Consider the following 20,888-nt stretch of genomic DNA (forward strand, 5'->3'; position numbering starts at 1 on the left):
TCACAAGAAATGATCCGGCTCTGCTGAAACTCCCGACAATACACTGTGATATGGGATTAATGATGAATTATATAAGTATATTAGAGATCGAATGCAATGGATAAGCAATATCTCTTTACACCCCTTGCAGAACATTAGAATATGATAAACAGATATGGCTGTTGAAAACAATGATAACGACAGTCGGCCTGATTCTTTAAATTTTCCATTAATCGATTTCTGCCGGTGATGTTCATGTTATACTACATTTATGTTGAATCGATTTCACTTTTGAACAGGAGTTTGTATGAATGGCACCTTTTAAATTAGATCTTAAGATGATAAACAGTGAGATACTTCCATCGTTTTCTCTTACCATAGAAGATTCCTATATCACCACCATTTACAGTGACACGGATATGCAGGGTGAACTGGTACAAGCACTCCAAAATAATGGCAGTATGACAGTATTTGATCAGCAGGATGGGTTATACAAACGACTGACAGTTAGGTCGAATATCGCATTCTATCGTAAGTGGTTTGGCTGCCAGACACCTTTAGCGGAAATTCTCGTCCTGTTTGAACTGCACACCTACGCAACCGTACCTCTTCACAAGTGCTCGGAATTTGAAATCCGCCGAGTATACTATGCCAAATATTTTATGTCGGGTGTGTATCCGATGATATTCCAGGAGCCGATCCATGGAGCTGATATCAGGACAATAAATACCTTTATCAATATGCTGCAAAAACTCACAGACAATAACACGCCAGTTCTTGTCATAGTATCCAACATGGAACATGCCCTGCTGCTTGGTGATGTGGCGTATAAACTGCAGGAAAAAGGCCTGCATCAGATTGAGATCGATAACGAAGACAACGATACAACGGAAACCGAAACATCCACACTGGCGACTAAAAATTTATTTAAAATACCAGCAAAAGTGGATGATAAAGTGATTTTATTTGATCCCCCGGAAATCGACTACATTGAAAGTCAGGGCGGAAAAGCGATGATCGTTATCAATGGTGAATCCTATGCGATGGATTCCACATTGACGGAAATTGAAAAAAAATTGGAGATATACGGTTTTTACCGATGTCACCGATCCTATATTGTCAACCTGCAGAAAGTACGCGAAATCATCACATGGTCCAAAAATACGTATTCACTCAGGATTGACAACCAGATCCAATCAACCATTCCGCTGTCACGTACGAAAATTCAGGATATCCAGGAGAAATTCAGCCTGAAATAGGTACAATTCATCCCGATTGCGGTTTTTTCTGATGTGGAATTAACGCAAAACCGGTACACTTCACCCTTCTTTTAGTACATTCCGACCTGATATGACTGCATTCGTCAGCGATATTAATTACGATTGATACAATACATTGAAGGAGGTATTCAGGTGGAAAATACAATCGAAGTAAAGGGAATGCGGAAAGTATTCGGTCAAAATGCTGCCATCAAACATGTTAGCTTCAATGTGAAAAGGGGAGAAATTTTCGGGCTCCTTGGACCGAGCGGATCTGGGAAAACAACAACCATCAAAATATTAACCGGAGAGCTCGGACAAACAACGGGTGACGTAAAGGTACTCGGGATTGACTCAAACCGTTTTGGGACAGCTGATTTTAAAGCACGAATCGGGATATTATCCGACAACAGTTCACTGTATGAACGTTTAACTGTCTACGATAATTTAAAACTGTTCTGCAGACTTTACAACGCCCCTTTGGCACACATTGATGACATGCTGCGAGAAGTGAATTTGGAGGATGAGCGGTCGAAAACAGTCTCGAAATTGTCTAAAGGGATGAAACAGCGGGTTCTGCTCGCAAAGGCACTTATGCATAAACCTGATCTTGTTTTTCTGGACGAACCGACATCTGCGCTTGACCCCGGGAATGCAGCACAAATCCATCGCGGGTTGCAGAAATTAAATGAAGCCGGAACAACCATATTTATAACAACACACAACATGGAAGAAGCGACGGTGTTATGCGACCGTGTTGCATTTCTGCACAATGGTGAACTGCAGGAATTGGACAGTCCCAATGTACTTCGCTACAAGTACTCCACCCATGCTTTTCATGTGGAAACATTTGCCGGTGATAAACTGGTCATTGAAAACGAGCGTGGCAATGCCGATCAAATTAGAGATCTGATTGCAAGCGGACAAGTAAAAACAATGCATACTGATAATCCGACACTTGGTCAGATCTTTTTAAAAGTGACCGGAAAGGAGCTGGTATAATGAACATTCAACGTATAAGTGCTATTTTTGAAAAAGATATAAAAGACTTCATGAAAAACATGATGCTGCTGACGATGCCGATCATCCCTGTCGTACTGGCGTTAATTTACGATCGGATGGGTGATGGTGAGGAACTTCCACTTATGCTAATATATCTGATTGTCGGGGTGACTTTTTCGGCGGTCACAGCAAGCTGCATGATGACAATGATGGCTGAGGAGAATGAAAAGAAAACATTGCGCGGACTTATTTTGTCACCTGCTTCCTTTTTCGACATTATTATTGGAAAAAGTCTAGTAACAGGACTGATAACCATGATATCCCTTGCTGTATCTTTAATGATCATTGGTATAGAACCCTTCCTCAATGTCCAGGCGATCATAGGGTTAATTTTATTATTTCTGTTCTTTCTGCTGCTTGGTATTGGTATCGGACTATTTTCAAAGTCGATTGCGGCTACGTCTGCCTATCTGATGCCGGTTATGTTTTTGTTCGGTTTTACACCGATTATTTATTCTCTTGGGCTTAATGAAGGCGGTATGACCATTGCCATTGCCGAAACATTTCCGATCATGAAGGCCGTTGAGGCGCACGATAACAACTCCTGGTCTTCCATCGGCATCATAGCACTTTGGGTCGTAGGTGCCGCCTTGTTCATGTATATCTGTTTTAAAAAGACAGCAACCGATGATTAAAAAAGCCTTGGTATCTTTTATTCCGGCGTGCAGCCGCATTTTCAAATGAGAATGCGGCTGTCTTTTTTTGAAATTTTTCTGAAATCGATTTTCCTGTCAAGGCCGTTTCTAAATATTTTATGAACAAAGTATCACAAATTCATGACCAATTTTCAACGAATGATTGACAGCCAGCCAAAACGGGAAACTGTCTGATACAATGGTTCATACGATAAACACTAGATTCATAGTGAATACCAAATCACTAACTTAATAGCTGGGGTGTTGCCTCTTGAGAGATACACGGAAGCATCTGAACAAATGGATTGTCTTGATACTCCTTGGAATTATATTGCTGCTTAGCGGCTGCAGTGAATTAACTGTTCTAGACCCTAAAGGTCCGGTTGGTGAAAGCCAGAAAGATTTGATCCTGTATTCACTGGTATTTATGATGGGAATCGTCGTTGTTGTATTTTCCCTGTTTGCCTTTATGGTCATAAAATATCGGGATAAACCAAACCGGAAAGAAAATGACTACAAACCGGATTTGCACGGTAATCGGACGCTCGAAATCATTTGGACGATCATCCCCGTCATGATCGTAACAGCGCTGTCCATTCCAACTGTATCAACATTATTTGACCTGGAAAAACCACCAGAATCGTCAAATGATCAGGAACCGCTTGTCATTTATGCGACGTCCGCTGATTGGAAGTGGTTTTTCAGTTATCCGGAACAAGGCATCGAAACCGTCAATTATTTGCACATTCCAACGAATCGGGCCATTGAATTCCGATTATCCTCGGCTGATTCAATGGCTTCATTATGGATTCCTGCTTTAGGCGGCCAAAAGTACAATATGACCGGTATGGAGACGATACTCTATCTGCAGGCTGATGAACCAGGTATTTACGATGGGCGTAACTCCAATTTTAACGGTGAAGGCTTTGCTAGACAGACATTCAAAGTCCATGCCGAAAACAGTGCCGAATTCCAGAATTGGGTGGCATCGATACAAAACGAAGCACCTGAATTAACGCAAAATCAATATGATTCACTGCTAAAACCAGGGCTAGAGGGTAAAATGGCATTCTCATCAACGCATCTTGCGTGGGTCGACCACGGCACGAATGAAGGCAGAGATTATTCAGTCGTACGGCATTGGGATGCTTTTGGTGAATTACTGCATCTGGAGAATGGTGAAAACCATGAACATAAGTGAGCCTAAAAAGAAGGTGAATATGAATGCAGCTGGATGAATTTTTCGTTACTGGAGAACCGCTTATCTATGCAGGAATGGTTGCCATTGTACTTGTAACAAGTGCCATCATCTTCCTGCTGACCTATTTTAAAAAATGGCAATGGCTGTGGCGTGAATGGCTGACCACCGTTGACCATAAAAAGATTGGAATCATGTATATCTTAAGTGCACTTGCAATGTTGTTCCGCGCCGGTATGGATGCACTGATGATGCGGACACAGCTTGCTTTCCCAGATATGAATTTTTTGAATGCACAACATTATAATGAAGTTTTTACAACACATGGAACGATCATGATTATTTTCATGGCGATGCCGTTTCTAATTGGTTTGATGAATATTGTTGTGCCGCTCCAAATTGGAGCGCGTGACTTTGCATTTCCATTCGTCAATGCATTGAGTTTCTGGTCTTTTTTCTTCGGGGCACTGTTATTCAATATTTCATTTGTCATCGGCGGATCACCTGATGCCGGCTGGACTAGTTACACTCCGTTATCAGGAGCTGCGATGAGTCCGGGACCGGGCCAAAACTTTTACCTGCTCGCCTTACAACTGTCAGGTATTGGAACATTAGCAACCGGTATTAACTTAATGGTCACGATTATTAAAATGCGTGCTCCAGGCATGACACTATTTAAAATGCCGATTTTTACGTGGTCAACGCTGATCACATCGTTCATTATTGTGTTTGCATTTCCAATTTTGACGATAGCACTGGCGCTGTTGACCATTGACCGAATATTTGGCTCTCAGTTCTTTACTGTGACCGGTGAAGGGCTGCCAATGATGTGGGCTAACTTATTCTGGATGTGGGGTCACCCGGAAGTCTATATTGTAATACTCCCGGCATTCGGTATCTTTTCGGAAGTCATCTCAACATTTGCCAAAAAGCGATTATTCGGGTACAACGTTATGGTCTGGTCGATTATCTTAATCGCAGGCCTGAGTTTCCTTGTCTGGGTCCACCATTTCTTTACGATGGGAGCAGGCGCATTTGTCAACTCCGTGTTCTCGATTTCGACGATGGCAATCGCCGTTCCGACCGGAGTCAAGATTTTCAACTGGCTGGCTACACTGTATAAATCCAAGATACAGATGACAACAGCGATGATGTGGGCTCTTGCCTTTATACCGAGCTTTGTTATCGGCGGTGTAACAGGCGTCATGCTGGGGATGGCAGCGGCCGATTATCAGTTTCACAACTCATACTTCCTGATCGCCCACTTCCATTATGTCTTGATTGCAGGTACTGTATTTGCTTGCTTCGCCGGTCTTGTATACTGGTATCCGAAAATGTTCGGGCACAAACTTAATGAACGAATCGGCAAATGGAGCTTTTGGCTTTTCGTCATCGGCTTTCACGTGTGCTTTTTCCCGCAATATTTCCTGGGTCTGGACGGAATGCCGCGCAGAGTTTTCCATATCATACCAGAATGGATGCCGCTGAATCAAATCGCAACAGTCGGCGCATTTGTGATGGGAATAGGTTTTGCCGTCTTTGTTTTCAACATTTATTACAGTTACCGTCACAGTGAACGTGAAAAAACGGGCGACCCTTGGGATGGCCGGACGCTTGAATGGGCGACACCGACACCGGTGCCTCATTACAATTTTGCCATTGTACCGCATGTTGAGTCGCATGATGCCCATTGGGATATGAAGCAAAAGGATAAAACCATTTATAACGAGTCGAAACTTGAACCGATTCACATGCCGAACAGTACCGGCCAGCCGTTTATCATGATGGCCATCTTATTCTTTGCCAGTTTCGCGCTTGTTTTCGAATGGATATGGCTTGCAGTTGCCGGACTGATCGGTGCACTTGTGATGATGGGCATCCGTTCATTCGACTATGATGAAGGCCACCATGTTGAAGTGGATGAAATTAAGCAAACAGAACGCTCGGCGAGGAGGTTATAGCATGAATGCAGACGGATCGAACGCCAAACCGCTGGAATATCAGACAAAAGAAGGTCAACTAAACATTCTGGGCTTTTGGATTTTTCTGGCGGCGGAAATCGTGCTGTTTTCAACATTATTTGCCACATATGCCGTACTGTTTAACCGTACTGCAGATGCCCCGCCACCAGCAGAGCTATTTGAACCGGGAACTGTCCTTGTCATGACGTTCATCCTGCTGACGAGCAGTTTTACATGCGGAATTGCGATTCATGGAATGCGGCGCGGCTCGGTAAAAGGCTTAATGACGTGGCTGATCATCACATTAATCCTCGGTTTAAGCTTTCTTGGCTTTGAAATCTATGAATTTGTTCACTATGCAGGTGAAGGTGCTACACTGCAGTCGAGTGCATTCTGGTCTGCATTTTATATCCTTGCAGGTACACACGGCGTGCACGTGACACTTGGGATCGGCTGGGCCACGCTGCTGCTTGTCCAGCTTGCTCAAAGGGGCATCACTTCTGTCACAAGCAGAAAAGTATTCATTATCGGTCTGTACTGGCACTTTTTAGACGTAATCTGGATATTCATCTTTACCGGTGTTTATCTGATCGGGATGGTGGTTTAGTATGGCAAATCGTTCCAAACGGATTCCGATTCAGCATGTTGTAGGCTATGTGATGTCGATCGTCCTGACAGTGCTTGCAGCCTGGGCAGCACTTAACTCCAACTTGCCCGTGATATGGATCATTATTTTGATTCTGGCGCTGGCTGTCATTCAGGCAGGCATTCAGCTGTTCATGTTCATGCATATCATTGAGCGCGGAACAGGCCACGCACCATGGCAAATGATCTTTCATGGATTTATACTTGCAGCCATTGTCGTTGCAGGATCTTTGTTTACCATGTCATTCGGGTTTAATCATGATCATAACGATGATGGCGGGCATGAGCAGCATGAACAGCACGAACAGGAATAAAGATACATCACCAGCGTTAAAAAACCTCTTCCGAATATGATGGAAGAGGTTTTTTAAATACCTGCATCCCGCTTTTCTGATCGGACTTCCGGGAATCGAGGCATGAGAGTGATGAGCGAATAGTCAAGATGAGTAGCTTTCCTTGAATTTTTCAGAAGTGTTGACGATTTTGATAATAAACATGACCCATGCCACTTCCGCTACAATAAGGCTTGCATAGAGCATGATCCATGTAATGGAAAATGCAGCAGGAACTGCAATGAACATGACCTGAATAAAATAAATCCACATTCCCGCTAAAAGAATGGATTGAATCAATGCCAGCGTTTTCTTTTTAAGCTGAACGAAGATAAATGGTGTGACTGTCGCCAGAAGCATAAACATTAATGTGACACCCATTAAAATCCTCTCCTTGAAATGTAAACGTCTTCTTACTATTATTGTAACAAATTTGTTTTAATTTTGACACGCAATGTTCACAAATTGGTTTATTTTTTCCCATTTTAATTTGCAATCAAATACGCCCACAGCTTAAACCGCTTACTACATAGCTAACTGCTCACATGATACAGATCATTGAAAAAGCCCAAAAGCTGTTGACTTGGAGCCGACCAGCTGAATGCTTTGGCTGTTTCGCGTGCCTGCTTGCCAATCCTTTCCCGCAAGGCTGTGTCCTCCAGTTTCATGATCGTATGGATTAAGTTATCTTTGTGACCCGGATCATAGTGCAACCCATTTTCACCATCCGTTACCTGTTCTGCAGTCGGTCCTGAATTGGCTACAATAACTGGCAGCCCCGAGGCCATTGCTTCAAGTATAACTAAACCGAGTGTTTCAGTTTGCGACGGAAAAACAAAGATATCAGACGATGCATAAGCCTTTGCCAGCTCTTCCCCATGCATAAAGCCAGTAAACACAGTCGGTGTCCCTTCGAAATAAGATTCGAGTTTTTCCCGGTGCGGACCATCACCAACAATCGCCAGACGGAATTGATCGGAATAATGTAAGACATGCCGGATTTTTTCAATTTCTTTTTCCACCGCCAGACGCCCGACATATAACAATAATGTCTTATCCATTTCCCCATCACATAAGTACCTGCGTGTGGCTTCATTCTGATAGTGCGAGCCGAATGTATCCAGATCAACTCCCCGCTCCCATACATGAACATTTTTGAAACCACGGCCTGTCAGTTCGTACTTGACGGATTTGGAGGTACATAGGTTCAGATCTGCCCGGTTATGCATTGTTTTAAAAATCCACCAGAGTGCAGGTTTTAAATATGGTACCTTATAATAATCTGCGTAATGCGGAATATTCGTATGCCAGGAAGCGACAAGCGGCCATTTCTTGCCATAATAAATGCCAGCCATTCCAAGGAGTGCCGGATTCACAACATGAACGATATCCGGCTGAAATTCGTTCAGAAACCGGCCAACTTTTGGATTAGGCATCGCTACTTTTCGAGATTTATAAAGGAAGAGCGTGTGTGAAGGAATCCCTTTAACGGGAATACCGTTGAATTCATCAAGCCCCTGATCGGGAGCTATTATCAGTAATTCATGCCCCTGCTCATGAAGCCATTTGACCGTAGCGGCGATACGCGTCACGACACCGTCCACCGCTGGCAAAAATGTTTCTGTAACAATGGCTATTTTCATCCATAACAACCCCATATCTGATTTCAAGTAATGTTTATCCCGCCTGAACAGGCAGTAAGTTCCCCATTTAAGAAAGATATACAGCACATGTTGTAAACGGGGATTAACTGTCTGCATAAATCCGATGCTGTTCCATTAACATTCAGCGGGAATGCTACGCCCCGCTGAATGAAATATCACTTTATTTTTCCTAATAAATGACAAGTTATGTATTGACATCCATTTGGTGTAAAGATTTAAAAAATGGTTAATCTAAAGCAGGAGAAGACTTTCAGGAGGTGAACAGCATCGTTTTCAGCAGTCATTTTAAAGCATCCGATGGTGTCAGACTATTTTACCGTGGATGGATCCCAGAAAACCCACGCGCGCTCTTAATATTAGTTCATGGTGCAGGCGAACATTCAGGCCGTTATGCCAATATCGGTGAAGCATGTATGGAGCATCAGATTGCCTTAATTGCACCTGATCTGCGCGGATTTGGGCAATCGGAAGGAGCGCGTGGGCATGTCAATCATTTTAAAGATTATATAGATGACTTGAAAAACTTGATTGAGTTACTCCATTGTCAATATCAATTTATTCCATTGTTTTTATTCGGACATAGCCTTGGCGGGCTGATTGTCATTCGATATGGACAAATTCACTCACATAAAGCAAATGGATTTGTTTTATCGTCACCCGCATTAGGGTTTCGAATTCGTGTCCCATTACTTTTAGAAAAATTAATGGAACTCATTTCCCGACTATCCCCGAATTTCTCGGTTCAGCCGTCCAAATGGGCGGGGATGCTCAAAAAAATCCGTCAGTTGGAATCCTACTTTCCCGAGCCTGTACTGGAAATGGAGGATGATCCGTTCTACACGTTTGAATATACGCCCCGCTGGTTTACAGAGCTGCTTCATAATGGCATCCACGCCCTGTCGGATGCTTCGAGATTCAGTTTTCCCCTGCTATGTTTTTATGATCAGGAAGACCCAATTGTTCATCCCGGTTCCGTCCAACGTTTTCTGGACACTGTCTCCGTCCAGGATAAAAAGTATATTCTGTTTGCTGAAGGCCAGCACAGACCCTGGAATGCTCCCCATTGCGATCAGGCTTTGAATGATGTCTTCACATGGCTGAATACGCGTTTATGAGGATGTACATGGGGAATGATCCGATTCAGGCTGCACGAAACCGCTTTTGCTTATTCACATACGCATCCCCAAGCTGATTTAATTTAGCTAGACATAGGGACCTGTGACTGTATACGCCCGTCAATTCGTTCAAAAATATCATCTAAATCCCTGCCTGTAATGGTAAGGCCGTGATTTTTAAGACCAATGATAGCTCTTGATGGATCCTTTGAACTTCTAACCAGATCTGCCACGGTTTCAGCCAATTCAATCGTACCGCACGGGTAATTGACCTCAGTAGCCTGTACACCCTCAATCCATGCATGTATATGGACAATGGCACCAACCTGAGGATGCTCTTTATAAATCATCCAGTGCTCAATCGCATCAACCGAAGCTCTTTTCGGTTCTGTATGAGGTGGCACACTAATTTCCATCGCATTTTTCTCCGCATTAAAATCAGTAATATACAAGAGATCCTTACCGATAACCTGTAAATTGGCTTTATCGACACCGCTTGCACTCATCCAGAAACTGCTTTCATTTTCTCTGGTACTAAGATTACCATAACTGAGACCGCCGATGCCGTATAATTTTTTTAACTGTCGCATATCACGAGATGTTAGATAATCTTCCAACGGAAACGGTGCCGGCAGCAGATCCATCTTATCCAGCTTTTTACCGGATATGTACATTTTTTTTGTATTTTCATTGCCATTCCATAAACGTTTCTGAAGATTATCATTAAAATGATTGTCAATGACCAATTGCGAGGAGGCTACAGGTTCCAGACGCTCAAATATTTTCTGGAAAAATGTCTCGTCCCTCTCAGATTCATATGTGATTTTGTAAAAACCTTGTTCAGGTGTAACAAAATAGATATCCGTTTGAGTCTGCGTGTGCAGAATATATATCAAGTGATTTGACAGAGATCTGATCAAATAAGGATAGGCAGCTTCAAACGTGCTTTTAGGTGTCTCGTCCGCTTCAATAATGGAAACGACGAACGTTGCCTGCGCTTTACGGCGGAACGGGCGCGGCTTTTCACTGTCAAGAACGTTAAAAACAACCCGTATATTATCGGTAGGATCCGGACAATAATCATATCCCTCTGTTGAAAATTTTTGCTTTAAACCGTCAACAAACCATGTTGAAAATGAACTTCTTGTATTACCTGTAATCGTAAACTGATGCATATGCATTTCCTCCTTATTTCCTGTCAATTTCATAGATTTTTATGGTTCGAATACGACTTTCATCGCCGCATGATTGCCTTTGTTTGCTGCTGTAAATAAGGCATCATGATAGTTTTCAAGCGGGAATTGATGTGTAATTAATGGTGAAAGATCAGCTCGTCCAAGCCTCATTAATTCAATAGCAACATCAAAGGTTCTGACGGGTTTTCCCTGATAATCCTCTGTACCATATGCAAAAATACCTTTAATAGCCAGCTCATTAAGCCAGACATAAGACCAGTCAATACCGTCCATCACACCGGCCAGTCCCACAAGCACAACTTTTCCTCTGCTTTTTGCAAAACGGATGCCATCATTAATACTTTGCTTTCTGCCAACACATTCATAGACAATATCAGCTCCGCCCTGGATGACCTCAGGACCATACAACGGCTTTAATACCTTGCCGTTGAGCGATTTGGCCAGTTCTGGAACGTACGATGACGGACGTAAAAAAATCATCTCATCCGCCCCATAATGGGAGGCAAATTCTGCCTGTCGATCATGTTTCACTAAAGCAACGATCCTGCAATTGATATTGAGAGCTCGGATAGCCGCAATAATACAAGTCCCGATAACACCTCCCCCAATAACCAGAACAGTATCATCTTCTTTCGGCGGATTTTGCATAACACTATGTAATGCACAGCTAAAAGGTTCAACCATAACACCATTTAAATTGTCTACCTCTTCTGGCAGCTTAAATATCTGACTTTTATGTGCCACCACAGAGGAACTCCATCCGCCGCCGGTATCTTTACAGGAGCCGATTAACAATCCCGGTGCCAAATTCCCTTCCGTTTTATGCTGGCATAAACTGTATTGTCCTTCACGACACGCAGAGCACAGTTCAAAAAATCCTCTTGGCTCGCATGAGAGAACAGGGTCAATGACAACCCTATCCCCCGCTTTCAATTCAGATACTTGAGACCCGGTTTCAGAAATTTCGCCAATGATTTCATGACCAATGGTAAATGGAAATGAAGCAAACGTAGAGATTGCCGGACTGTCATTTAAAAAAATCAAATTAAGATCACTGCCGCAAATACCTCCAAACGTCACGTTCACTTTAGCCCACGCTTCATTTGGCAGTTCCGGTTCCGGCTTTTCTGCATAACGCAGACATGACAGCTTTGAATTCCAATACTGTGAAGGCTTGAATCTTCCGGCTATCTTACTGTAAACATAACGTGGCATCTTATAATCGAATTCCAGACCTTTCAATTAAAACCCCTCAGTTTCTTAACAAACGAATTACTTTTATCGTATCCAATCGAACGTCTGATTATTCAGCTTACCCTTAAAATGTAAATACAAAAGAACCTTATTTCACCGTTAAAATAAGGTTCTTCGTGGACCTAACGTTTCTTTTTATCCGTCGATTTCAACGCTTCCTCATACTCAAATTCAACTAACGCTACAATCAACTGCTTCGCGTTTTCAGCAATACGTTTCATTAACTGAACCATGATTGTTTGGCCCCCTTTTTCTGTACTGCAAAATGTATATCCTTAAGTTGTGCAAACAGAAAATTAATATACAGCGTGATGTAATGTTAATCGGCTAATATAATGGATAATTCTGGGCCATACTAATACATATACATGGTACAAACATCAAAAAGGAATCGTTATATGACTAAAAAATAGCTGTCATCCTGTTAAGTTTAACGCTGATTTTAGGAATCATTACCTGGTACGGTTTTTCTGCACCAACAAAAGACATTGATGATCAAACGGCTGCTCTTTATCTTCCAAACCAATTGTAATGCTCCTGATTGATTCTCTTATGGATGAACCTTTGCAAAGGGCAATACAAGAATGAACGGATGGTTTATATAAACTTGTTGAATGATGAGATTGGATATAGTGAAATGGCTTCAGACTTCATAGAGGATTCCAGAATCAATTTCATCGCGTGGAAAGACAATGAAGAGAATCATGTTTTATCCGCTTTTCAGCCTGAGGGAGATTATACGGACCCATACGGGCAGATATGGGATATACGTGGGGATTTTTCCATATTAGATTTATCCGTAAACGAGCAATACGATATAACATATGACAATTTTCGGACGCCCTTGCAAGACTCCATAGCGCTCTTCACTCTCATCACGGACGTTATCTTGTCGTCGATGCAAAACCCGGCTATGAATTCATTGGAGAGCACACCCCCTACTCATGTTGGAGATGCAGGACATGGCTCTTTACATAAGAAGAATTCGCTTACATCCATGATTATCACTGGAACCAACACTGTCCTGAGCATGAACGCGTGGTGGATTTTAGAAAATGGATAATTGAACTGGCAGATGATTAAAGAAAAGTCATCGGGTATTACCAAACCACAAACATTACTAGAAAAAAAGTGAGTGCCTTCCCTATGCTATATACATGGCTAAGACAAATCGCAAAATTATTAATACATTCAAGGTTTCGAGTTGAAGTTATTGGATATGATAATATCCCGAGACATCAAACGTTTATTGTGGCAGCTAATCACACTAGTTATTATGATCCCATACTCCTAGCATGTATCATAAACAGACCAATTCATTTTATGGCAAAAGCAGAATTATTTCAAAATTATTTTTGCAGTTATTTTCTCAGCTTACTTCATGCTATTCCGGTAGATCGTCAAAGCAGAAATGTCATACATCCTGTACGAAAATCTTTAAGGATTATTGACAATGGAAATATCTTTGGAATTTTTCCAGAGGGTAAAAGGTGTAAAAATGAGATGAATGTTGCACCTAAAAAAGGCGTTGCCTTTTTTGCATGCAAAACAAAAGTTCCAATATTACCTGTTGCCATCAAAGGGATTAAGAAAGGGTATCGAACACCGGTAAAAATTATAATCGGGGCACAAATCATTACAGACCAGTTTGATACATCTGATTACGCAACCATCTCCTTGAATGTAATGGATAGAATCAGAAAACTGCGGACTAATGCAGACTAAGTAATGATAGATAAATTAGTCACGTATCGTATATTTTACGATAAGGAAGGATATAGTTTTAAAAAGTGACAATAGGTGATGGCAATGTATTATTTTATTGTGAATAACACGTCTGGTGGTGGAAAAGCTTCAGAAATCTGGAATCACACCGAAACGATCCTTCAGAACAAGAATATCCATTATCGTGTCTTCCATACACAGCACGCAAATCATGGATCAACATTAGTACGCGATATTATCCATAAAGAAAAAGCCAGGGCAATTATCGCAGTGGGAGGCGATGGCACTGTCCATGAAGTTATTAATGGATTGACCGGTTCATCCATACCGCTTGGCATCATTCCGGCAGGATCAGGGAATGACTTTTGCAGAGGACTTGGGATTCCTATGAAATACAACAAAGCATTGGATCGTATCTTGCAAGATGAACCGAAATTAATGGATGTCGGCTGGATCAATGGCAGATACTTCGGGACCGTTGCTGGTATCGGCTTTGACGGTCAGGTGGCTCTTGAGACGAACAAGTCCTCCAATAAAAAAATGTTGAATCTCGCCAAAATCGGCAGGGTCTCCTATATCATGAACGTTTTGAAAGTATTATTCTATTATCAACCGACAAACGTGGAATTACAGGTCGATTCAAAGCAAACCAAACACAAGGATGTATGGTTAATTGCCATTGCAAATTTACCATGTTATGCAGGGGGCATGTATATCTGCCCCGATGCCCGTAATAACGACGAACTGTTTGATATTTGTATTTTAAAGGACATATCAAGATGGAAGCTTTTGCGATTATTTCCTTCTGTTTTTAAAGGAAAACATATTAATCATCCTGCCATTACCATAACAAAGGGAAAAAAGGTGACAATCAATTCAAATAGCCCAATTACCGCACATAGCGATGGAGAAGTCATTGGTCAGACACCATTTAATATCAGACTAGAACCATTAACCATCTCGATCCTGTAGCTGATCAAGGACGGAATACATCATGGCTTGTGATGTAAAATCCACTATGCGTATTCTTAGACTAACGATTCAATCCAATCTTTGATATCGATGGTACGTAAATATTTCGGCAATGAACTGGTGCCGCACACAATCATGGCTACGAATGAGTCCTGTTTATGCAGCCCACCATGACTTCCACCGCCAACATGTGTCGGAGAACTCTCACCTTTAAATTCATAGCCTGGTTTGGCACTGACTGCAAGATAGTCACCTTCATGTGATACAAGTGATGCATACAACCTTGCCAAAGCATCGGGATAATCTCCATACGTTATGTTGTTTTCACTGATATCGATATCCAATATATCGCGGTTTCCATCAATAAACCAGGATTGGCCATATGGATCAACTGTATCTCCTTCAGGATGAAAATACAACTGCCCATCATAAACGCCGGACATGACCGTTACTGATTTTCCGTCTTTAAATGCAATCACATCAATTCGGTCATCCTGCTTCAATATGTTGGCAATCTTGTCTAAAGGTAACCTTCTGGGATTAAGTGTATAAATGTATGCCATTCTTTCGTTGACACCCAGAACAATTTCATCCTCAGGCATGACACCTTTACTGAGCTTGACAATTCGATAGCTGCCTAGCTGTTTCCTTAAATCAATGATCGCCTTTTGTCGATTTTGATGAACCCACGCTTGCCCATTATCACCCAAAATAATCCAGATGTTGTCTACAAGTGCATCATCCCAGGTTGGATATGAATTCAGGATTTGCTGTAATTTGTTGTCCGCTTTTTCAATACCTTTAATATCCCGCCTGCCGTTCTTATGAACACTTTTATCAAGATCCGGGAAGTAGACGATTGAGAATCGCGGAAGATTGTCTTCACTTATGAGACTTTTCAATTCATTTACCGAAAATTGATCATTGAATCCATACCTTGGCCAAAAAGATATATTCTTTTGTAGAGAGGTTTGTTTACGGATGAATCCATATGAGAAAAGTTCCGGACGATATGTCTTAAGATCCCTTTCTATATCTGTCAGCGATGATAGCAGAACAGGCATTCTCAAATAGCCGGGGTAACTGCCCCTATACAGGAGCGCATTGATGGATGCCGTCTGGATTCCCTGATCACTTAATTTTTCGTGAATCGTTTTGTGCTGCTTGCTTAAATGGACGTGATTTAAATTATAAAAAACATCTCTCACAGATTGCCTAATACCCAATTTAAACAATTCTTTAACGGTGCTTCCATAATTGACGATTCTTTTTTCCCCTTGATGATACCATACTAACCCCGGAATTTTATGTTTATCACAGTAAACACCTGTCAGCAGCGTGCTGTCAACATTGACTGACATCGTAGGAAAAGGACAAATCAAATCGGGATAATAATGTCCCTTTTCCATAAAGTATTTCAGTGCAGGGGCTTTTCCGCTTTCGATAGCAGGCTGAATGGAACTATCCATTAATGTATCAACCATAAGCATGATGACATTCTTTTTCGATGAGTGCGGCATAATAATGTCCTTTCTGAAAATTGTTTGCTGTTGTTAGTATGATACAGCTCGTTGAAATTATGATATGCGCAAATGGGCCTTTACAGGCAAATGATCGGATGCTTCAGGAAGATGTGTTTCCACTTCTGCTTGGACAACATCAATAGAAGGTGCAACAAAAATATAGTCTAATCGTGATCTCGGATTATCAGACGGATAGGTAAACCCTTTCCCATTTCCGGTCATTTTCCAGACATCCTGTAAATCCTCTGTCATTTTATTCCAGCGACGGGATTCGGGTTTCATATTAAAATCACCCATAATAATGAGGGGATGCAAACACTTGTCTAGTTTGTTGACCATATGACTTGTCTGCAAATGATGAAGAAACGGATGAAGGCTGAGATGCGTCACATTGATCTGAACGATCTTTTTATCGAGCTGAATCGTTGCATCCAGCAATGACCTGCCTTCAACGATCCCGGATATGAAATCAAATGGGTACGTTTTGTCCGCTGTAATCGGATAGCGTGAGAGAAGGGCATTTCCATATTGGCGAGCCGTTGATGCATCACCGGATTTTAACGTGAGGGATGGCGCGAATGCATAATCCATATCCAGTTCTTTGGCCAGCCAGGCAATCTGATTTTTATAATGACTGCGTTTTGAATAATGTTTGTCGACTTCAGTAAGACCAATGATATCAGCACCACTTTGATCAATCACTTCAGCAATTCTGTTCAAATCAATTCGATCATCCGTTCCCTCGCCATGGTGAATGTTATAGGTCATAACCTTGAATTCCATCGTAGGCACCTCTATATGATTACTGGCATTAGTTTGGCAGATTCATCTGTAATGGATACGTGGATGAATCCGGTTATCGTTACGTCTTGCTGCCACTAGCCTTCCCCTGACTGAAAAATGTATGAATATTTCATTAGGTTTTATTACTGAAATGAATTTCATAATTTAAATCCCTTGTACCCCTATCACCAAAGATCTCAGACGATACACAGCGCCGCCCCGGGCTTAGGCCTGGCAATCCCCGCATTCGGACTGTGACTGAATAACAACGATAAGTATTTTTTAAAAACCCCCTTTAAAACATTCTGCAGGTCTTTGTATTTTCAAAAAGGGCCATTATGAAATTGATTCACTGAAAAAAAATAATTTTAGCGTGCATTTCTTCTCTCATTTCAAGTATTGCGAATGAATAATATGGGAGCGTTCTTTTATCCGTCGGCGAGCCTGGGTTTAACAGCAGCTGTTTTTTAAAGTACCGGATCATCGGAATATGTGAGTGACCGAAAATGATGACATCCACATCATCACTGTCAAATACTTCAATCGCCCGCTTCTCGGTAGTCTTTTTGTCGCCATGACCATGAACGACACCAATTTTAAAGCCATTCAGGGTCAAGATTTCTTTAGACGGTAATTGTTCTTTAATATCGTCATCGTCAACATTGCCATGCACGCCAGCTACCTCACCGTACCGTGAAAGTTCTGTATAAGCGTCGATCGATTTCCAGTCACCCGCATGAATAATAAAATCGGCTGATTCGAGTTCTGTGGTAAGTCGTGCCGGAAGCTTTCCGGCTTTTTTTAAATGGGTATCACCTGTTACTACGATTTTCATGAGAAGACTCCTTTAATATAAAGAATGGCATACCATGAACAGGTGTGCCGGATAAACGAACATATTTTCTTTTTTGGATCCACTTTTAGTATGCTTTGGTAATGCAGCTACATAGTATAGTGGGTGGTTGACCATCTCCCCTAAGAGCAGGGAGGTGGTCGTTATGACGACATATAAAGCAGCTAAAAACATCTTGTATCGGTCAAGCAATCTTTATTATCTGTCTTAAATAGTTGCTGATACTGGGCAATCCACGCTACTGGTAGCTTAGTATACGTTTGTATATGTATATTAAAAACCCCTTTAAACATGCACCATCCACTGTACATACACCTGTACCAGTACATACAACATAATCGCATACTGATAGTTAAATTTGATCCCGTTTTTAAATGGGCTTAAACCATTTGTTCCGCTCAAGACAATGACAGGCATGATGAGCGGTGACAACAGGATGGATATCGCACTTCCGGAGGTGACGGACAGAACAACCAATTCCGGCGGGTATGGGAGCGAAATGCTTTCCAGTATGCCGGCAACCAAAACCATTACCGTCAGTGGTCCCAGTCCCAAGAAACCAAGCACGACAACGATGAGTGGAAGGAAGTATAATATATTAATAAATGGTACAACTTCCTGCATCGCGTAAATCCCGTTAACAATTGCTTCCCCTATTCCGGTCTGGTTCATGGAAAATATCATAACCCCCGCTGATATCAGTACACTGAATTGATAGGACTGCCCGGACAGTCCATTCACATAATAATTATTCATCTCCGCAAGCAACTTTTTCGGTTTTTTCTTTACCAGAAAATAAATGCCGGACCATATAATGATAACTAGTGGAATCAGGATCATCAGTTCAACTGCAAGCATTTCATACAAAAGGAAAATCGAGCCGAACAGCGTAATGAACAGCAAACCAAATTCAAGCGTCTTACATATTTGCTCTTTTCGGTTTGGAGACTGCTCAAGCACTGTATCCATTTCCGATTTGATTTCGGCTGTCAGATCAACACCATAGCGCTTTTCTTCAAAATAAGAAAAAATGATGGCCATGATCATGGCGGCGGCTGTTATGCAGAACCCCTGCAATATTGCCTTCGATAGGGATGCATTTAATGCCTCTACCGCAAACGCAAAACTCGGAATACTGATCACCCATAGTGTTGACAGGGCAAACGCACGCAAGAGAGCAGTTCCCTTAAATTTTTCCCATGCTTCTCCCTGTTCTTTTTTTAAAATATCATTGATGAATTGATACATCATCGGAATAACTCCGAACAGTAAGAAGTAGGAATTTATGTGTGTGAACAACATGATGCCAGCATAAAACTTGCGGCTTGTATTAAGCATATTATGGGCCAGACCAATGATATCCTCAATATACGGTTCCGATCGTAATACCCAGCCAATCATAGGGACGACAGCCAGCAGGCCAATAATATTGCTCATTTGCAGCAGGCCGCTTTGAAAATTTTTCGGAATAAACCCTTCTGCAGACAGCATGATCGTTGTGCCCGTCAGCAAAAGAAAGAGCGGCAGTTTGAAATGATTCAATTTTAAATGGATAGCTGCCAGACATAGCATGATCAAGCCAATAATGGCATGCACACGCGTTAAGACTTCGCTATCGAAAAAATATGTAATGAAGTACAGAAAAGTATAAAGGAAGATGGATAAACGCAAGCCCTTCATGATGACACGCATTTTATGGCTCCTTAGCATAGTGATCTATCTTTTATTGTAATCTTATTTGCAGGTAAAATATAGCATAATGCTAATATCACAGAAATCTCGTATTTAATTTCCATTTTTTCTTTTCAAAAAGTCATTTATCCTGTTCCTGAAATTCACCGATAGGCAACAAACTCCTCTGTATTTCCTTTCATTTTCTTAGAAATATCATCCGGGATTCCGGCCATTTTGTAGTTGTCATTCAGCTTCTTTAGAAAGCTTGCTGTCCAGGCATTTGTTCCGGCATCATGATCCACTTTTGTCATGGAGATCCTTGCTCCCGTTTTTTCCTGCATCCTGCCGGCATAGCCGAAATGATCCGGGTGATAGTGGGTAATGATGATATCCGTCACATTCTTTCCTTCTAATTCTTTATCCCATCTTGCCTCCGTTTGCTTATTGTGCAGGCCGGCATCGATCACCATCCACCCATATTCCCCTTCAGCCAGGAAGCAATTAACATGGTCAAGCCGAAACGGCAGATCAAGAGTAATTGGCTTTACCCCGTATGATTTTGGAATATCAGTTCTTTTTGTAGATTTTGTCACTCAAACACTCTCCCATCTATGACCCTGTGGTTCCTCACATTTCTTTATGTTCATCATACAAATGCTTCATCAGTTCTTCTCTAATTTCCCACGGGATAGGCTCCGATTGCTCCGTCTCTCTATTATAATTCACATAAATGGCTTTACTCTTCGCACAAATTTTACCTCTCTGGTGGATCTCTTCATACAACTCCAGACTTGATTTCCCGATTCGCTTTACCCATGTGAATACTTCCACCTCTGTTCCAAAATAAACCTGGTCTCTATAATCAATCGATGTATGAAGGATAATCATTCGCCATTTTTCAAAGGAATCATCTGGTGTAAATAATTTGAAGATGGGATTTCGCGCAGCTTCCAGCCAGACAGGCAAGGTGGTATTATTGATATGTCCGAGGCCATCTGTTTCAGAAACCCTTGGCTCGATTATTTTTCTGTACATAACTCTCCCTCATTTGCGCTTAA

Annotated in this window: 20 protein-coding genes; 10 read left to right on the forward strand and 10 right to left on the reverse strand. The window is 41.8% G+C overall.

The genetic code is table 11. The features are described 5' to 3' along the window. The first annotated feature begins 290 nt into the window (after window positions 1–290). The 7 genes from BM195_RS12600 to BM195_RS12630 all read left to right on the forward strand — a co-directional run bounded on the left by BM195_RS12600 (window position 291) and on the right by BM195_RS12630 (window position 7,053). The gene (locus tag BM195_RS12600) at window positions 291–1,238 is read left to right on the forward strand and encodes a response regulator transcription factor (RefSeq protein WP_090238783.1); all 948 of its coding nucleotides are present in this window, start codon (window positions 291–293) and stop codon (window positions 1,236–1,238) included. A gap of 153 nt (window positions 1,239–1,391) precedes the next feature. After that, on the forward strand, window positions 1,392–2,240 hold the full coding sequence (locus BM195_RS12605) for an ABC transporter ATP-binding protein (RefSeq protein WP_090238786.1): 849 nt from the start codon (window positions 1,392–1,394) through the stop codon (window positions 2,238–2,240). Beyond that, a complete protein-coding gene (locus BM195_RS12610) occupies window positions 2,240–2,935 on the forward strand; it encodes an ABC transporter permease (RefSeq protein ID WP_090238789.1) in 696 nt (231 codons plus the stop codon). The genes BM195_RS12605 and BM195_RS12610 overlap by 1 nt, the downstream gene beginning before the upstream one ends. Window positions 2,936–3,206: 271 nt before the next feature. Then, window positions 3,207–4,136, forward strand: a complete 930-nt coding sequence (gene qoxA, locus BM195_RS12615) for a cytochrome aa3 quinol oxidase subunit II (RefSeq protein ID WP_090238792.1) — start codon at window positions 3,207–3,209, stop codon at window positions 4,134–4,136. Window positions 4,137–4,159: 23 nt separating this feature from the next. Further along, on the forward strand, window positions 4,160–6,094 hold the full coding sequence (gene qoxB, locus BM195_RS12620) for a cytochrome aa3 quinol oxidase subunit I (protein WP_090238795.1): 1,935 nt from the start codon (window positions 4,160–4,162) through the stop codon (window positions 6,092–6,094). A gap of 1 nt (window position 6,095) precedes the next feature. Next, the gene (gene qoxC, locus BM195_RS12625) at window positions 6,096–6,701 is read left to right on the forward strand and encodes a cytochrome aa3 quinol oxidase subunit III (protein ID WP_090238798.1); all 606 of its coding nucleotides are present in this window, start codon (window positions 6,096–6,098) and stop codon (window positions 6,699–6,701) included. A gap of 1 nt (window position 6,702) precedes the next feature. Then, window positions 6,703–7,053, forward strand: a complete 351-nt coding sequence (locus tag BM195_RS12630) for a cytochrome C oxidase subunit IV family protein (protein ID WP_090238799.1) — start codon at window positions 6,703–6,705, stop codon at window positions 7,051–7,053. A 123-nt stretch (window positions 7,054–7,176) separates the two neighbouring features. Here BM195_RS12630 and BM195_RS12635 read toward each other — a convergent pair whose 3' ends face one another. After that, complete coding sequence (locus BM195_RS12635) at window positions 7,177–7,452, reverse strand: hypothetical protein (RefSeq protein ID WP_090238802.1); 276 nt, start codon at window positions 7,450–7,452, stop codon at window positions 7,177–7,179. Between the two features lie 152 nt (window positions 7,453–7,604). Further along, window positions 7,605–8,714, reverse strand: coding sequence for a glycosyltransferase family 4 protein (locus BM195_RS12640; protein ID WP_090238805.1), 1,110 nt, complete (start codon window positions 8,712–8,714; stop codon window positions 7,605–7,607). A 278-nt stretch (window positions 8,715–8,992) separates the two neighbouring features. On the opposite strand from BM195_RS12640, the gene BM195_RS12645 reads away from it, so the two are divergent. After that, window positions 8,993–9,850, forward strand: a complete 858-nt coding sequence (locus BM195_RS12645; protein ID WP_090238808.1) for an alpha/beta hydrolase — start codon at window positions 8,993–8,995, stop codon at window positions 9,848–9,850. Between the two features lie 83 nt (window positions 9,851–9,933). Here the strand turns inward: BM195_RS12645 and BM195_RS12650 are convergent, their stop codons facing one another. Both BM195_RS12650 and BM195_RS12655 read right to left on the reverse strand, forming a co-directional pair. Continuing rightward, the gene (locus tag BM195_RS12650) at window positions 9,934–11,025 is read right to left on the reverse strand and encodes a class II aldolase/adducin family protein (RefSeq protein ID WP_090238811.1); all 1,092 of its coding nucleotides are present in this window, start codon (window positions 11,023–11,025) and stop codon (window positions 9,934–9,936) included. A 39-nt stretch (window positions 11,026–11,064) separates the two neighbouring features. Continuing rightward, window positions 11,065–12,288, reverse strand: coding sequence for a zinc-dependent alcohol dehydrogenase (locus BM195_RS12655; protein WP_090238815.1), 1,224 nt, complete (start codon window positions 12,286–12,288; stop codon window positions 11,065–11,067). Window positions 12,289–13,446: 1,158 nt separating this feature from the next. On the opposite strand from BM195_RS12655, the gene BM195_RS12665 reads away from it, so the two are divergent. Beyond that, window positions 13,447–14,025: a lysophospholipid acyltransferase family protein gene (locus tag BM195_RS12665; protein ID WP_090238821.1), complete on the forward strand. Its 579-nt coding sequence runs from the start codon at window positions 13,447–13,449 to the stop codon at window positions 14,023–14,025. Window positions 14,026–14,109: 84 nt separating this feature from the next. Then, window positions 14,110–14,997, forward strand: coding sequence for a diacylglycerol/lipid kinase family protein (locus BM195_RS12670; RefSeq protein ID WP_090238824.1), 888 nt, complete (start codon window positions 14,110–14,112; stop codon window positions 14,995–14,997). Between the two features lie 56 nt (window positions 14,998–15,053). Here the strand turns inward: BM195_RS12670 and BM195_RS12675 are convergent, their stop codons facing one another. The 6 genes from BM195_RS12675 to BM195_RS12700 all read right to left on the reverse strand — a co-directional run bounded on the left by BM195_RS12675 (window position 15,054) and on the right by BM195_RS12700 (window position 20,865). Next, complete coding sequence (locus tag BM195_RS12675; protein ID WP_170848255.1) at window positions 15,054–16,517, reverse strand: alkaline phosphatase family protein; 1,464 nt, start codon at window positions 16,515–16,517, stop codon at window positions 15,054–15,056. A gap of 57 nt (window positions 16,518–16,574) precedes the next feature. Continuing rightward, complete coding sequence (locus BM195_RS12680; RefSeq protein ID WP_090238830.1) at window positions 16,575–17,303, reverse strand: endonuclease/exonuclease/phosphatase family protein; 729 nt, start codon at window positions 17,301–17,303, stop codon at window positions 16,575–16,577. 349 nt (window positions 17,304–17,652) lie between these two features. Beyond that, window positions 17,653–18,138, reverse strand: a complete 486-nt coding sequence (locus tag BM195_RS12685; RefSeq protein ID WP_090238832.1) for a metallophosphoesterase family protein — start codon at window positions 18,136–18,138, stop codon at window positions 17,653–17,655. A 303-nt stretch (window positions 18,139–18,441) separates the two neighbouring features. Further along, window positions 18,442–19,848, reverse strand: coding sequence for a hypothetical protein (locus BM195_RS12690; protein WP_090238835.1), 1,407 nt, complete (start codon window positions 19,846–19,848; stop codon window positions 18,442–18,444). Between the two features lie 143 nt (window positions 19,849–19,991). Further along, window positions 19,992–20,423: an MBL fold metallo-hydrolase gene (locus BM195_RS12695; protein ID WP_244535761.1), complete on the reverse strand. Its 432-nt coding sequence runs from the start codon at window positions 20,421–20,423 to the stop codon at window positions 19,992–19,994. A gap of 34 nt (window positions 20,424–20,457) precedes the next feature. Next, window positions 20,458–20,865: an acyl-CoA thioesterase gene (locus BM195_RS12700; protein WP_090238838.1), complete on the reverse strand. Its 408-nt coding sequence runs from the start codon at window positions 20,863–20,865 to the stop codon at window positions 20,458–20,460. Window positions 20,866–20,888: the final 23 nt, after the last annotated feature.

Source organism: Lentibacillus halodurans, assembly GCF_900112045.1.
Lineage (GTDB): Bacteria > Bacillota > Bacilli > Bacillales > Amphibacillaceae > Lentibacillus > Lentibacillus halodurans.

Excerpts from the sequence above, each read along its gene's own strand:
- BM195_RS12600 (WP_090238783.1), top strand. The coding sequence starts at position 291 with ATGGCACCTTTTAAATTAGATCTTAAGATGATAAACAGTGAGATACTT.
- BM195_RS12610 (WP_090238789.1), top strand. The coding sequence starts at position 2,240 with ATGAACATTCAACGTATAAGTGCTATTTTTGAAAAAGATATAAAAGAC.
- qoxB (WP_090238795.1), top strand. The coding sequence starts at position 4,160 with ATGCAGCTGGATGAATTTTTCGTTACTGGAGAACCGCTTATCTATGCA.
- qoxC (WP_090238798.1), top strand. The coding sequence starts at position 6,096 with ATGAATGCAGACGGATCGAACGCCAAACCGCTGGAATATCAGACAAAA.
- BM195_RS12630 (WP_090238799.1), top strand. The coding sequence starts at position 6,703 with ATGGCAAATCGTTCCAAACGGATTCCGATTCAGCATGTTGTAGGCTAT.
- BM195_RS12635 (WP_090238802.1), bottom strand. The coding sequence starts at position 7,452 with ATGGGTGTCACATTAATGTTTATGCTTCTGGCGACAGTCACACCATTT.
- BM195_RS12640 (WP_090238805.1), bottom strand. The coding sequence starts at position 8,714 with ATGAAAATAGCCATTGTTACAGAAACATTTTTGCCAGCGGTGGACGGT.
- BM195_RS12650 (WP_090238811.1), bottom strand. The coding sequence starts at position 11,025 with ATGCATCAGTTTACGATTACAGGTAATACAAGAAGTTCATTTTCAACA.
- BM195_RS12665 (WP_090238821.1), top strand. The coding sequence starts at position 13,447 with ATGCTATATACATGGCTAAGACAAATCGCAAAATTATTAATACATTCA.
- BM195_RS12670 (WP_090238824.1), top strand. The coding sequence starts at position 14,110 with ATGTATTATTTTATTGTGAATAACACGTCTGGTGGTGGAAAAGCTTCA.
- BM195_RS12675 (WP_170848255.1), bottom strand. The coding sequence starts at position 16,517 with ATGCCGCACTCATCGAAAAAGAATGTCATCATGCTTATGGTTGATACA.
- BM195_RS12680 (WP_090238830.1), bottom strand. The coding sequence starts at position 17,303 with ATGGAATTCAAGGTTATGACCTATAACATTCACCATGGCGAGGGAACG.
- BM195_RS12685 (WP_090238832.1), bottom strand. The coding sequence starts at position 18,138 with ATGAAAATCGTAGTAACAGGTGATACCCATTTAAAAAAAGCCGGAAAG.
- BM195_RS12690 (WP_090238835.1), bottom strand. The coding sequence starts at position 19,848 with ATGCGTGTCATCATGAAGGGCTTGCGTTTATCCATCTTCCTTTATACT.
- BM195_RS12700 (WP_090238838.1), bottom strand. The coding sequence starts at position 20,865 with ATGTACAGAAAAATAATCGAGCCAAGGGTTTCTGAAACAGATGGCCTC.